The sequence below is a fragment of the Slackia sp. CM382 genome (assembly GCF_000293015.1).
Lineage (GTDB): Bacteria > Actinomycetota > Coriobacteriia > Coriobacteriales > Eggerthellaceae > Slackia > Slackia exigua.
This window is the reverse complement of record NZ_ALNO01000019.1, coordinates 93,392-106,163: the sequence shown is the minus strand read 5'-3', so window position 1 is coordinate 106,163 and position 12,772 is coordinate 93,392. Positions and strand designations below refer to the sequence as shown.

The following is a 12,772-nucleotide window of genomic DNA, read 5'->3' as shown; positions in this document are numbered from 1 at the left end:
AAACGCACCTAGATGCGTAGCAATTGTGTTTCGGTCGTGCGCGACGCGGGTTTTCCCGCCTTTTGCGCGCTGTCCATATTGACATATGGAGCCGTCCGTTTATTTTAATCATATAATTTTTATAGGAATTAAAGCTCTCCGGAAAGGCTTTCCCATGGCGCAACCGCTTCTCAAGATCAACGACCTGTTCGCATCGGTCGACGACAAGCTCATCCTGAAGAACGTCAACCTCGAGCTCGCCGCCGGTGAGACCCATGTCCTCATGGGCCCCAACGGCACGGGCAAGTCGACGTTCGGCCACGTGGTCATGGGCGATCCCGTCTACACCGTCAATGGCGGCTCGATCGAATTCGATGGCCAAGACATCACCGGCCTCTCCCCCGACAAACGCTCCCGCGCCGGGCTCTTCCTGAGCTTCCAGGCTCCGGTCGAGATTCCCGGCGTACCCCTGTCCAGCTTCCTGCGCGCATCCGTCGCGGGCCGAGAAGGCGCCGACCTCAAGGGCAAGCAGTTCCGCAAGCTCCTGAAAGACCTCTGCGAAGAGCTCGACATGGATCCGGCCTGGCTCGATCGCGAGCTCGGCGTCGGCTTCTCCGGCGGCGAGAAGAAGAAGGTCGAGATGCTCCAGCTCCTGCTCCTTCAGCCTAAGCTCGCCATCCTCGACGAAACCGACTCCGGCCTCGACGTCGATGCCCTCGGCGTCGTGTCCCGCGGCATGGAGGCCTACCGCCGCCGCTGCAACGGCACGCTGATGGTCATCACCCACAACACGCGCATCCTCGAACACCTGAGCATCGACCGCGTCCACGTCATGATGGGCGGGCATATGATCGCCGAAGGCGATGCGAGCATGGTCCAGTCCATCGACGAGAACGGCTTCGAGCAGTTCGCCGCCGCCGAAGCGGAAGCCGCATCCCATGACGAAGAGCTCCTGGCCGCGCTCATCGAGCGCGCCGCGGCGGACGCCGAATAGGAGGCTTCCCCATGCCTAAGAAACGCACCGAGGTCGCCGACATCGACCGTTCGATGTACGATTTCCGCTACGAAGAGAAGGATTTCGAACGCGTCGACGCCGGCCTGACCCCTGAAATCGTCGAAGAGATCTCGAGCCGCAAGGACGAGCCGCAGTGGATGCTCGACTTCCGCCTGAAGTCCCTCGAAACCTACCATCGCATGGCGACCCCCGACTGGGGTCCGTCGATCGCCGGGCTCGACATGGACAACATCGTCACCTACGTCAAGCCCAACACCGACCAGAAAAGCGACTGGGAAAGCCTTCCCGACGACGTGAAGAACACGTTCGACCGCCTGGGCATCCCTCAAGCCGAACGCGCCTACCTCGCGGGCGTCGGCGCCCAGTACGACTCCGAGCTCGTCTATCACAGCGTGCAGGAATCCGCCGCCCAAATGGGCATCGTGTACTCCGGCATCGAAGAGGCCCTGCACGAGCCCGAATGGGAGAAGCTCATCCACGAGAAGTTCATGACGCTCATCCCGCCCACCGACCACAAGTTCGCCGCGCTCCATGGCGCCGTATGGTCGGGAGGATCGTTCGTCTACGTCCCGAAGGGCACGCGCCTTGACTTCCCGCTGCAGTCGTACTTCCGTCTGAACGCCAAGGGCGCAGGCCAGTTCGAGCATACGCTCATCATCGTGGAAGATGACGCCGACCTGCACTTCATCGAGGGGTGCTCGGCGCCGAAGTACAACGTGGCCAACCTCCACGCCGGCGCGGTCGAGCTCTTCATCGGCAAGGGTGCCCACCTGCGCTATTCGACGATCGAGAACTGGTCGAAGAACATGTACAACCTCAACACCAAACGCGCCCGCTGCGACGAGGGCGGCTCGGTGGAATGGATATCCGGGTCGTTCGGCAGCCACGTGGGCTACCTGTATCCGATGTCCATCCTCGCAGGACGCAAGAGCCGCTGCACCTTCACCGGCATCACCTTCGCCGGCCAGGGACAGAACCTCGACACCGGCTGCAAGGTCGTGCTCGCGGCCCCCGAGACCTCGGCGGCCATCGAGACGAAGTCCATCTCCAAGGGCGGCGGCGTATCCACGTTCCGCAGCTCGGTGGTGGCCGCGCCGAACGCGACCGATTCCGCAGCCAGCGTCTCCTGCCAGTCGCTCATGCTCGACGACGTCTCCCGATCCGACACCATCCCCGCGATGGACGTCCGCTGCAAGAAGGTGGATATCGGACACGAGGCGACGATCGGCCGCATCGGCGACGACACCATCTTCTACCTGATGAGCCGCGGCATCTCCGAGGAAGAGGCCCGCACGATGATCGTCAACGGCTTCGCGGACCCGGTCTCCAAAGAACTCCCGCTCGAATACGCGGTCGAAATGAACAACCTGATCAAACTCGAAATGGAAGGGGCGATCGGCTAGCATGGACGCCATTACCCTGCAAAACGCCAGCCCGATGCCCGCTCCCACGTGGCATCGCCTGAGCATGAACGGCGCGGACATAGAAACCCCCGCCGACCTTATCCAGGCGCATGACGCCGTCGTCGAAGTGCCCGAGGGCGAAAGCGCGCTTTCCGTGACCGCCGTCGCGCTCACAGGCCTTGAAGGCGATGCGTTCGATACGGCCGTGGACGCGCTTTCGGCGCGCACCTATGCGACGCACGTCAGCGCGCAGGATCTTGCGGGCGAAGCCGACGACGACACCGACGGCGTGCGCGACACGGCATATTCCCGCTATCAGATCGATGCCGCCGAAACCGAGCGCGCAGCGTCCGTCGCCGCCGCGTTCGAGACGGGCATGGGCGCGGATGCGCGAGCATTCCTGCTCCAAGCCGCCGGCGAGGCCATCGTCGTGGAAGCCCCCGAAGGCTCCGAAGGCGCGGCGACCGTCCGCCTCAACGGCATCGACGGGGCGGTCAACGCGGCCGCCGTCGACGTCGTGGCCCACGAGGGCGCGCACGTCGATATCGCGATCGCCTTCGACACCCCGACCGAGGGAGTCGGCGCCATCGGTGCGACGCTGCGCGTGTTCGCCGGCAAGGACGCCGTCGTCCGCGTGACCACCATCCAGACGGCCGACGATTCCTGGCAGTGTTTCGACGACGAGGGCTATGTGCTCGACGAGTCCGCGAAGGTCGAGGTCAGGCATACCGTTCTGGGCGCCGGGGAATCCTACACGGGGCTTGCCTGCGACCTGCGGGGCGCCTCCTCCGACATCGACGTGGACACCCGCTACCTGGGCCACGGAGAAAACGAGCTCGACTTCAACTACGTCATCCGCCATCACGGCCAACGCACGATGTCCGAACTGAACGCCAACGGCGTGCTGGCCGGCGAAAGCGTCAAGACGCTCCGCGGCACGATCGACCTGATCCGCGGCTGTAAGGGCGCCAACGGCCATGAATCGGAAACGGTGCTCATCGCCGATGACGGCGCGCACAACCGCACGGTTCCCGTCATCCTCTGCTCCGAAGACGACGTCGCCGGCAACCATGGCGCGACGATCGGGCATATCCGTCCTGAACAGAAGTTCTATCTGGCATGCCGCGGCCTTTCCCCCGATGCGGCCGAAGCTATGTTCGCGCGTGCGCAAATCGAAAACGCCGAGATCAATGCCGTCGACGAGACCATCAGGGCCAGTGTCGTGCGCCTCGGCAAGACGCTCCTCGGAGATTACGAGGGGGTCGAGCAATGAGCGGCCCCAAGTGCATAGCGTTCGATCCGACCGACCTTTCCACCAGCCCGTTCCGCTGCGATTTCCCGCTGCTTTCCCTGCACCCCGAGCTCGCGTTCCTCGACTCGGCGGCCACGGCCCAGCGGCCCTCCGTCGTGCTGGATGCCCAACGTTCGTTCTACGAGACCATGAACGCGAACGCCCTGCGCGGGCTGTACAAGCTGTCGTTCGAAGCGACGATGGCCATCGGCGATGCCCGCAAGAAGACCGCGGAATTCATCGGCGCGCATGAAGCGAACGAGATCGTCTTCTGCCGCAACGCGTCGGAAGCCCTCAATATGGCGGCCAAGGCGTTCGCACCCACCGTGCTCGAACCGGGCGACGAGGTCTGCATCTCCATCATGGAGCACCACAGCAACCTCATCCCCTGGCAGCAAGCCTGCCGTGCCGCAGGCGCCACGCTCGTCTACCTGCGCCCGGACGACCAAGGCGTCATCACGGATGAAGAGATCGCCGCGAAGATCGGGCCGAAGACCAAGATCGTCTCCGTCGTGCACATCTCGAACGTGCTCGGCGTGCTCAACCCCGTCGATAGGATCGCCCAGGCGGCGCATGAGGCTGGAGCGTACATGATCGTCGACGGCGCGCAGTCGGTCCCCCATATGCCCGTCGACGTGGAGAAGATCGGCTGCGATTTCTTCGCGTTTTCCGCCCATAAGGCCTTCGGTCCCATGGGCATCGGCGTGCTCTGGGGCAGGAAAGAGCTGCTCGACGCTATGCCGCCGTTCCTCACGGGCGGCGAGATGATCGATTCCGTCACCGAGGAAGATGCCGTCTGGTCCCCTGTTCCCGAAAAGTTCGAGGCCGGCACGCAGGATGCGGCGGGAATCTATGCCGCAGGCATGGCGCTTTCCTATATCGATTCGGTCGGCTTCGACTACATCCAGGCGCGCGAGGCCGCGCTCGTGGCGGAATGCATACGCCGGATGGCCGAGCTTCCGTTCATCGAGATCGTGGGGCCGGACGACGCGGCCGCGCATCACGGCGTGGTCAGCTTCAACGTCAAGGGCGTGCACCCGCACGACGTGTCGGGCATCCTCGACGGTGAAGACGTCGCCATCAGAGCCGGACATCACTGCGCCCAGCCGCTTCTCACCTGGCTCGGCGTGCCGTCCTGCTGCCGCGCGTCATTCGCGTTCTACAACGAGCGCCGCGATATCGATGCGCTCATTCATGCGCTCAAGACCGTTTGGAGTATGTTCAATGCCTAGCATCTATACCGCCGCGCTCATGGAACACAACGCCCACCCCGACTACAAGTACGATCTGGAAAACGCGACCCATGAACACGAGGGAATCAACCCGAGCTGCGGAGACGAACTCGTGCTGAAGCTTCGCCTCGGCGATGACGGCCGCACGATCGAAGAAGCGGCGTTCACCGGGCATGGCTGCGCCGTTTCGCAGGCGTCGGCCGACATGATGGCCGATCTCATCACCGGCGAAAGCGTTGAGGAAGCCCGAAGGCTGTGCGGGCTGTTCATCGGGATGGTCCAGGGCAAAGAGCTTTCCGACCAGGACCGAGAGGATCTGGACGAAGCCGCCGAGCTCGAAACCATCTCGCGCATGCCCGCACGCGTCAAATGCGCCGAACTCGCCTGGCGCACGCTCGAAGGGATGCTTGCCGAGCAGGTGTAGAGGCTTTTCCCTTCAGTCCGACCGCCTCGTCTGCGGATACATACGACGGTGCCCATATGTCCAAGCGATCGAAAACCTTTCTTGTATAAAAATAGCATGATTCATGTCATAATAGTGCCCATTATCATGACATGAATCAGGAGACCGTATGCCGACGTGCGTTCCCATCAAAGACTTGCGAGACACTGCCTCATTCGACAAGATGGTCTCTTCCAGTTCGTCCCCCATCATCGTGACGAAGAACGGCTACGACCGCTTCGTCTGTGTGAAGAGTTCTGATTTCGCCCGGTGGGAGCAAGCGGATGCACGGGCGCGCCTGCTTGAGCGAATCATGATTTCAGAACACGAGCGAACCGAAGGCCTGCATTGCGATGCACTTGAGGCGACCGCAGCTCTTAAGGAAAAGCATGGCCTGTGAGGTGCGCATCCAGCCTTCCGCTTTGCGAGAGCTGGAGGATATCGTCATGTATCTTTCGAGCTTCGGCTCCGCAACGGTGAAATCGTTCCTTGTCGAGTGGGAGAAAACCCTTGAAGAGCTACGCGATGGCACCGTGAAACATAGGCTCTCGAGAATGGATGTTCTCGCCCGACTGGGATACCGCACCGTCTTGCTCGGAGGCTACGTGGTCCTTTTCTTCCAAGATGGCACCGACATGATCGTCATCGCACATCTCTTCCATCAAAGCCAAGACTACGCCGATCTCGTGCTTCATGGAATCTAGACTCGAGCTCGTTGCTTCATTTCTCTCCCATTGTTCAAAGGCAGGAAATTGACCTGGCAATATAAACACGCCATGCATCATGCAGCCTGAAAGTTCCCTTGATAACGCACCTGCCGAACCTTAGATGCAGCCTCACGATTCGAGCGGCAGCATGACGAGCTGCAGCACGTCATCCACAACAAAACGCTTGGCGGACATCCGGTAAACCTTCTCTATAAGATCCGCGCGCAGTATCTCATTCGGAGTGCCCGTGTCGACTACGGCACCATCGTCAAGAACAGCCAGGTAGTCGCAATACCGAGCAGCAAGATTCAAGTCATGCAAGACGACCACCGCCGAAAGGTTCTTCTTGCGCACGGTTTGAAGGATCTTATGCTGCTGAAAAACGTCAAGATGATTCGTCGGCTCGTCTAGAAGAAGAACATCGGTTTGCTGAGCTAGGGCTCGTGCCAACATAGTGCGCTGGTATTCGCCGCCGCTTATCCCCGTGATCGGACGGTTCTGGATTTCTTCTATCCCCAGCTCAGCAAGAGCCTCATCCACAATGGACTCATCCTTTGCGGTGAAGCCTTCGAACACGTTGCGATACACCGCGCGCCCAAGGCGCACATACTCGCGAATCGTCAGCGGGATCGATGCAGATTCCGTCTGCACCACGACGGCCATCCGTTTTGCCAGCCGCTTCGTGGAGTAGCTGCTCAGCGCATCGTCCATGAACACGATATCACCGGATGTCGGGTTCAAAGAACGGTACAGGCATTTCAAGAACGTGGATTTGCCCGATCCGTTCGGCCCGATTATCCCGAAGACGCAACCGTGCGGGATAGAGAGGCAAACCCCACTCAGCGTGGGATTTGCCTCTCGGGTTCCCGCATAGCGGAACGTTACGTCTTTGCAGTCGAAGAGCGCCATGAATTCCTATTTCAGAGCATCGGAAATGGTCTGCATCGCATCCATCATTTCCGGCGTAGGCCAGGTGTTGTGGTTGGAGATGCCGATGATCTTGCCGTCCTTGACCGCCTTCATGGTATCGGCGCCCGGCTCGGTGAGCAGTCGAGCCTTATCCTCTTCGAAGGTAGAGCCGGTGCGGCCATATTTGACGATGATCACATCCGGATCTTTTTCAAGCACGGCTTCCCAATTCACCTCTTCGAGATACGGAGCTTCTTCATTGGCGAAGATGTTCTCCAGTCCCAGATGCTCCATCATCTGGCCCTCGATGCTTGCATTGCTGACCGACATCACGGGATATTCCGGAGAGAAGTAGAACAGCATCACTGCGGTCTTTCCCTTACCGGGCTTCGACTTATCGAGCTCTGCCATCTGCTGTTCGAACTCTTCGGCCTTCTGCTCGCCGCGCTCGGGCTGTCCAAGCACCTTGCCAAGTTCACGCAAATCACTGCTGATAAGCTCGAACGGAGTCCCTTCCGGAACCACCAGGGATCCAGCGCCGTCGGCCTTCGCGTGCGCGACGCCTGAGTTCGGCATGATCACTTTGATTCCGGCAGCTTCTACCTTTTCAGGATCGAATCCGGTAAACGTATCCGTAATGACGAGATCGACATCTTGGGAAATAATGCTCTCGGTGCTCAGCTCGCTGTCCGAAATGATTTCGGCTCCCATGGCATCGGCTTCCGGATTCGGATCTTTGAACTCGCCCGAGCGATACGCGAACTGTCCCTTTTCTGCAAGCTCGGCCGCATAGATGGCCGAAGTCGGCCCGGAAGTGAGAATCTTCTTCGGAGCCTCGTCGAACGTGACTTCGCGACCACCGTAGGTATACGTCACCGGATACGCGGCATCCATCGACGCCGACGACGCTTCAGTCGAGTTGTCGGCAGAATTCGAACAGCCCATAAGGCAGCCGACAAGCACGGCGCTGACGGCCAACGCTGCTCCCACTTGCTTCATCATCCTTGTTTTCATCATCTTCCTTTCTCAATCCCTTCCCTGTTTCCCTGACTTCCTTTTCGTTTCCAACCCGCCGCTTCGGCTATACTGCCGGCGCACCAATGCGATGAGGACGGGGGTCCCGACCAGTGCGGTAATGATGCCGATAGGAATCTCCCTCGGTTGGAAAGCGATTCGTCCGATGACATCCGCCCAGACCATCAGCGTCGCGCCGAGCAGCGCCGATACGGGAATCACGGATCTGTTGGTGGCGCCCACCAAACGGCGTGCCGCATGCGGAATCACCAGGCCCACAAAACCGATCTGACCGGCCACCGACACCAGTACGGCGACGCATGCCGATATCAAAAGCATGCTCGCCATCCGCAGATGTTGCGGATGAAAGCCGCTGACCTGCGCGGTTTCATCAGAGACCGATATGGCATCCAGGCCCGATCCTATTCCCATTCCGACGATCATCGTTGCCAGCAGCGCAAGAACCGGAAGCAGCATCTGGTCCCAGTTCGCAAGCGCCAGAGATCCAAGCATCCAGAACATCACCGAGCGTGCAGCGCCTTCGTCACCGGATGCGAAAACCATCAGGTTCGTGAGCGCCGTCATGGCAAAACCGATCGTAATGCCCGCGAGAATCACGCGACTGGATGTCAGGGTGCCGCCCGTCGAGGCGATCGCGAACGCCGCGACTGTGGCGATGACGGCACCGATGAATGCCGCACCGGCCAATCCGAACGCGCTGCCGATTCCGAACACCAAGATGAGGGCTGCACCAGCAGACGCACCCGATGCAGTGCCCAGCAGATACGGGTCTGCCAGCACATTGCGCACCAGGCTTTGCATGATGGCACCGCAAATAGAAAGACCTGCTCCGACGATTGCGGCGAGCACTATGCGCGCGCCGCGGACATCCCAAACGATCACTTCGTCACGTGGGCTGAACGAACCCTGGCTTCCGGAAATCTTGCACCAGAAAACCTCCAGGACAACACGTGGCGAAATATCCGCGAGCCCGATTCCGAAGGCCGCGAATATAGAGGCGATCAACAGCAGAGATCCCACAATGACCACTAAGACCGCACGTCGGTTCATCCGCAGATCATCCTTATTCGCACATCCTTCAAACTAGGTATCTGAACGGTCGGATTCGATTATTTTATTCCAATAGACCTAAAAAAGTTAGACATGTCTAATTTTTTTAGGCGAAAAAGAGCGCTGACGGCATGGAGCAGCCCTACGTCATCCCGTTACGGGCTCCATGAAGGCACGGTATCGTGGGCAATCCCGTAAGAGCTGTTCATGGGTGCCGAAAGCCGAGAGCTTGCCGTCCTCGACGAATGCCACCGAATCTGCCGAACGTATGGTCGAGAGGCGATGCGCGATGGTGATCGTAGTTCGACCCTCATACATGAAACGACCTGCTGCGACGAGCTTCTGCTCTAGATTCGGGTCGAGATTCGACACCGCCTCGTCAAAGATCACGATCGGAGAATTCTTCAAAAACGCCTGGGCTAGACTGAGACGCTGACGCTGTCCGCCCGAAAGCGTCGCGCCACGTTCGCCGATCAACGTATCCAGCTGGTCCGGTAGCGCACGGATCGTTTCATCCAGCTGAGCGATCTCGAGAGCCTGCCAAAGCTCGCCGTCGGAAGCGCTCGGCTTGGCCATGCGCAGATTGTCCCGTACCGTGCTGCGGAATATATACGGATGCTGCGGGACAAGCGTCACAAGCGTGCGCAGTTGGCTGAGCGGAATGGAATCGATCGGCCTGCCTCCGATGCAGATGCTGCCGGATTGGGGCTGATAGAGCCTCATGGTCAGCGCCGCCATCGTGGACTTACCGACTCCGGTCCGTCCGACGAGCGCCACCGACGAACCTGCCGCGATCGAAAGGCTGAAATCATCCAGAATCTTGGCATCATCGGTATATCCGAAAGTCAGATCCTGGTATTCGATGCCCAACGCTTCGTCAGGGAAGTCTGCCGATTCGCCGTTGTCGGGAATCTGCCGAGGCATGTCGACCAATTCGAAGAACCTGCGCGTCGCGCCTGAAACCTCTCCGAGCTTACGGAGCATGCCTGAAAGGCTCAGGCATGCTTTGCAGGATGCACTGAGCAGCATCATTGCGGACGGTATATAGGCAAGCTCCACGCTGCCGGCCTGATTCAGCGCAAGCAGCCAGGCCAACGTACCGATGGTTGCAGTTGAAATCATGAGCTGCGAAACCGCGATCTCGATGCCCGAGCGCACGATATACCGGCGCTTGCATCGTTGGACCTCCAGGGTTGATTCTCGAATCACGTCCAGCTGCCGATCGATCAGCCCGAGGCTGATGATCTCTCGCGACCCTTGGATCATTTCCAGAGAGCGGCTTTTCTGCCTGGCAAGACTCTGCCGAATGCGTTCACCCTGTCGGGTTTGCAAGGGCAAAGTGAGTATCGGCACAAGCAGAACCGCCGTAGCGGTTATGAAAAGGATCATCCCGGACGGACCGACCAGAACGATCATGACGATCGTGAAGATCGCATTCGCCGCAACCGTGGCCAGGAAATCGATGACGGTATGGGCGTAGAACCACTCGGTAATCTCGACATCGGACATGGCCGCGGCAGTGACGTCCCCGGTCGTCCTGTGCTGCAGCCCAGAAGGGCTTACGCGATTGATGGCATCGAAGATCTCGATACGCAGATCCGCGATGATCTTATAGCTGTAAACGTGCGCGAACCACATATCCAGCCACCAGGTCACTCCCACCGATAGAACGAGAACCGCCAGGCTGGCCAGCGCCCACCAGGCGATGCCGTCTATGTGATTGACGAGCATGATATGGGAGACGAGCGCCGCTCCCAGCACATTAAGAACCGTCACGCAGATGCGATGCAGCAGAAGCATCACGAAGATGAGCGCGACGTATTTCTTATACTGCGTCAGTCTCGGCAAAAGCCGCGCAAGCGGATCGAAGGCTTCACGAAATGCATTCTGCTTCATGATCGAATCAGCTCCTGGGCGGTAGCGACGAGGGCCGCATAGGTACCGTTTCGGAGCAGCAGGCTTTCGTGGTCGCCGATTTCAACGAGGCTGCCTTTCGATAGGACGACGATCCTATCGGCCTGACGAACGGTTTCCAGACGGTGGGCGGACACGATGACGGTCAAGGTTCTGCCTTCGCTGGATAGTTTCTTGCGATGGTTCTCGATGGTGGACAAGACGAGCTGCTCTGCTCCAGAGTCAAGAGCCGACGTGGCTTCGTCCAGCAGCAGAATCGGGGTATTGCGAAGCAGCGCGCGGGCGATGGCCAGACGCTGGCGCTGGCCGCCGGAAACGCCGCTGCCGCGTTCTTGCACGCGAATATCCAGCAGCTCGTCGATATCGGCGATATCATCGAGTCCAAGCGAGAGGCAGAGTTCGCGCAGCTGCTGGTCGGAGGCTTCCGGTGCGCAGGCTCGCAGATTGTCGGCAATGCTGCCGTCGAAGATGACCGGCTCTTGAGGAACGAGCGTAATGAGCGAAGACAGGTCCTCGCGAGAAAGCGCGCGGAGATCGATGCCGCCGATGCTGATCTTCCCGCTGGACGGATCGCCGAACCTGAGCAAAAGACCGAGCAGGGTTGATTTACCGCATCCGGACTGCCCCACAAGCGCAACCGTCTCGCCGGACCCGATGGCCAAGGAGATATCATCGGTTGCGCGAGACTTCGTCGACGGATAGCAATACGAGACCTGATCGAAATGAATATCGAACACGGTCGGAGGCGCCTGGCTCGGCAAGTCGTCGTCATGAGGCGTTCGGGCCTTCAGCAACCCAAGCGCTTGCTGCGCAGTTGCATAGCCATGGAAGCCGGCATGCCAATTGGAGCTAAGATCCTGAAAAGGACGGAAGAGCTCGTAGCTCAGGAATAGGCACCAGAACAGCTGCGCGATGTCTACATGCCCATGCCAGACCTGGACGATGCCCAGCGCCAGCACGATCACAGGTCCGCCGTTCACCATCCAAGATGAAATCGCGGACCCCAGAAGCGAAATCCGCATCTGCGACAACGTGGCGGACAGGAGGGTCCGGGCAGCGTGGATGATCTTGCTCCGCTGCTGCTCCACGTTGTTGAAGAGCTGCAAGGTCGTCATGCCCTGCATCGCATCGACCACCTCGGCATTCATTTGAGAATACTGTTCCCAATGCTGGTAGCCGCGACGATCCAGCACCTTGTTCCATAGATTGGGAAGGATCGGGGTAAGCAAAGCCGCGCATCCGCCCACGAACGCCACCAAAGGATCCAGTCGGAATAGCAAGACGATGGCCACGGTCACGGTTACGATGGTGACGCCGAGCTGCGGAATGTATCGTCCGTAGTAATCTTCCAGCAATTCAACGCCATCGGTCACGAGCGCCTCGACCTCGCCGGTGCGCTTCGAAGATAGGCCGAACGGACCCATCTTGTTCAGATGCTCGAGAAGCCGCACCCGGACATCGAGCTTGATGTTTCTGCCGACCCGACTGACAAGCAGCTCCTGAACGAGCATAACGAGCGGACGCACCAGAAGAACTACGGCGAATAATCCTAAAAGCAGCGTTATGTGAGAGAAATCCCATGCATATAGCATGGAGAAGATGCGCGATATGAGCCAGGCCTGGAAAAGCAGGATGCCGGATAAAGCCAAACCGATGAAGAAGGACGCGACCATGGGCAACCATCCGGCACGACCGAGCCTGAGGATGTCGTAATGGGGCATGCTCTTCCTCTCCGATAAAAGTTAGATATGACTAACATATCGGAAAATTAGCAGGTCGCATGCATCCTGTCTAG

12 protein-coding genes are annotated in these 12,772 nt (G+C 59.5%); 7 read left to right on the top strand and 5 right to left on the bottom strand.

Annotated features, from left to right (window positions below; translation table 11 throughout):
- Positions 1 to 154: 154 nt before the first annotated feature.
- The 7 genes from sufC (at position 155) to HMPREF1155_RS08295 (ending at position 6,066) form a co-directional block, all read left to right on the top strand.
- Positions 155 to 973, top strand: coding sequence for a Fe-S cluster assembly ATPase SufC (gene sufC / locus HMPREF1155_RS08325; RefSeq protein ID WP_009079265.1), 819 nt, complete (start codon positions 155 to 157; stop codon positions 971 to 973).
- Between the two features lie 11 nt (positions 974 to 984).
- Positions 985 to 2,397, top strand: a complete 1,413-nt coding sequence (gene sufB, locus HMPREF1155_RS08320) for a Fe-S cluster assembly protein SufB (protein WP_009079236.1) — start codon at positions 985 to 987, stop codon at positions 2,395 to 2,397.
- A 1-nt stretch (position 2,398) separates the two neighbouring features.
- A complete protein-coding gene (locus HMPREF1155_RS08315) occupies positions 2,399 to 3,670 on the top strand; it encodes a SufD family Fe-S cluster assembly protein (RefSeq protein ID WP_009079159.1) in 1,272 nt (423 codons plus the stop codon).
- Positions 3,667 to 4,920, top strand: a complete 1,254-nt coding sequence (locus HMPREF1155_RS08310; protein ID WP_009079212.1) for an aminotransferase class V-fold PLP-dependent enzyme — start codon at positions 3,667 to 3,669, stop codon at positions 4,918 to 4,920. Before HMPREF1155_RS08315 ends, HMPREF1155_RS08310 begins: the two co-directional genes overlap by 4 nt.
- The gene (gene sufU / locus HMPREF1155_RS08305) at positions 4,913 to 5,344 is read left to right on the top strand and encodes a Fe-S cluster assembly sulfur transfer protein SufU (RefSeq protein WP_009079249.1); all 432 of its coding nucleotides are present in this window, start codon (positions 4,913 to 4,915) and stop codon (positions 5,342 to 5,344) included. The genes HMPREF1155_RS08310 and sufU overlap by 8 nt, the downstream gene beginning before the upstream one ends.
- Positions 5,345 to 5,492: 148 nt before the next feature.
- Positions 5,493 to 5,762, top strand: coding sequence for a hypothetical protein (locus HMPREF1155_RS08300; RefSeq protein WP_009079142.1), 270 nt, complete (start codon positions 5,493 to 5,495; stop codon positions 5,760 to 5,762).
- On the top strand, positions 5,752 to 6,066 hold the full coding sequence (locus tag HMPREF1155_RS08295) for a type II toxin-antitoxin system RelE/ParE family toxin (protein ID WP_009079258.1): 315 nt from the start codon (positions 5,752 to 5,754) through the stop codon (positions 6,064 to 6,066). Before HMPREF1155_RS08300 ends, HMPREF1155_RS08295 begins: the two co-directional genes overlap by 11 nt.
- A gap of 132 nt (positions 6,067 to 6,198) precedes the next feature.
- Here the strand turns inward: HMPREF1155_RS08295 and HMPREF1155_RS08290 are convergent, their stop codons facing one another.
- The 5 genes from HMPREF1155_RS08290 to HMPREF1155_RS08270 all read right to left on the bottom strand — a co-directional run bounded on the left by HMPREF1155_RS08290 (position 6,199) and on the right by HMPREF1155_RS08270 (position 12,698).
- Positions 6,199 to 6,978, bottom strand: a complete 780-nt coding sequence (locus HMPREF1155_RS08290; RefSeq protein WP_009079312.1) for an ABC transporter ATP-binding protein — start codon at positions 6,976 to 6,978, stop codon at positions 6,199 to 6,201.
- Between the two features lie 6 nt (positions 6,979 to 6,984).
- The gene (locus HMPREF1155_RS08285) at positions 6,985 to 7,992 is read right to left on the bottom strand and encodes an ABC transporter substrate-binding protein (RefSeq protein ID WP_009079310.1); all 1,008 of its coding nucleotides are present in this window, start codon (positions 7,990 to 7,992) and stop codon (positions 6,985 to 6,987) included.
- A gap of 12 nt (positions 7,993 to 8,004) precedes the next feature.
- The gene (locus HMPREF1155_RS08280; RefSeq protein ID WP_006362526.1) at positions 8,005 to 9,063 is read right to left on the bottom strand and encodes an iron ABC transporter permease; all 1,059 of its coding nucleotides are present in this window, start codon (positions 9,061 to 9,063) and stop codon (positions 8,005 to 8,007) included.
- Positions 9,064 to 9,210: 147 nt separating this feature from the next.
- Complete coding sequence (locus tag HMPREF1155_RS08275; protein WP_009079205.1) at positions 9,211 to 10,959, bottom strand: ABC transporter ATP-binding protein; 1,749 nt, start codon at positions 10,957 to 10,959, stop codon at positions 9,211 to 9,213.
- Entirely contained in the window at positions 10,956 to 12,698 is a 1,743-nt protein-coding gene (locus tag HMPREF1155_RS08270) for an ABC transporter ATP-binding protein/permease (RefSeq protein ID WP_009079274.1), read from the bottom strand. Before HMPREF1155_RS08270 ends, HMPREF1155_RS08275 begins: the two co-directional genes overlap by 4 nt.
- Positions 12,699 to 12,772: the final 74 nt, after the last annotated feature.

Bases quoted from the DNA above. Each gene is read 5' to 3' on its own strand.
- HMPREF1155_RS08295 (WP_009079258.1), top strand. From the start codon at position 5,752: ATGGCCTGTGAGGTGCGCATCCAGCCTTCCGCTTTGCGAGAGCTGGAG.
- sufB (WP_009079236.1), top strand. From the start codon at position 985: ATGCCTAAGAAACGCACCGAGGTCGCCGACATCGACCGTTCGATGTAC.
- HMPREF1155_RS08275 (WP_009079205.1), bottom strand. From the start codon at position 10,959: ATGAAGCAGAATGCATTTCGTGAAGCCTTCGATCCGCTTGCGCGGCTT.
- HMPREF1155_RS08285 (WP_009079310.1), bottom strand. From the start codon at position 7,992: ATGAAAACAAGGATGATGAAGCAAGTGGGAGCAGCGTTGGCCGTCAGC.
- HMPREF1155_RS08270 (WP_009079274.1), bottom strand. From the start codon at position 12,698: ATGCCCCATTACGACATCCTCAGGCTCGGTCGTGCCGGATGGTTGCCC.
- HMPREF1155_RS08280 (WP_006362526.1), bottom strand. From the start codon at position 9,063: ATGAACCGACGTGCGGTCTTAGTGGTCATTGTGGGATCTCTGCTGTTG.
- HMPREF1155_RS08315 (WP_009079159.1), top strand. From the start codon at position 2,399: ATGGACGCCATTACCCTGCAAAACGCCAGCCCGATGCCCGCTCCCACG.
- sufU (WP_009079249.1), top strand. From the start codon at position 4,913: ATGCCTAGCATCTATACCGCCGCGCTCATGGAACACAACGCCCACCCC.
- HMPREF1155_RS08300 (WP_009079142.1), top strand. From the start codon at position 5,493: ATGCCGACGTGCGTTCCCATCAAAGACTTGCGAGACACTGCCTCATTC.
- sufC (WP_009079265.1), top strand. From the start codon at position 155: ATGGCGCAACCGCTTCTCAAGATCAACGACCTGTTCGCATCGGTCGAC.
- HMPREF1155_RS08310 (WP_009079212.1), top strand. From the start codon at position 3,667: ATGAGCGGCCCCAAGTGCATAGCGTTCGATCCGACCGACCTTTCCACC.
- HMPREF1155_RS08290 (WP_009079312.1), bottom strand. From the start codon at position 6,978: ATGGCGCTCTTCGACTGCAAAGACGTAACGTTCCGCTATGCGGGAACC.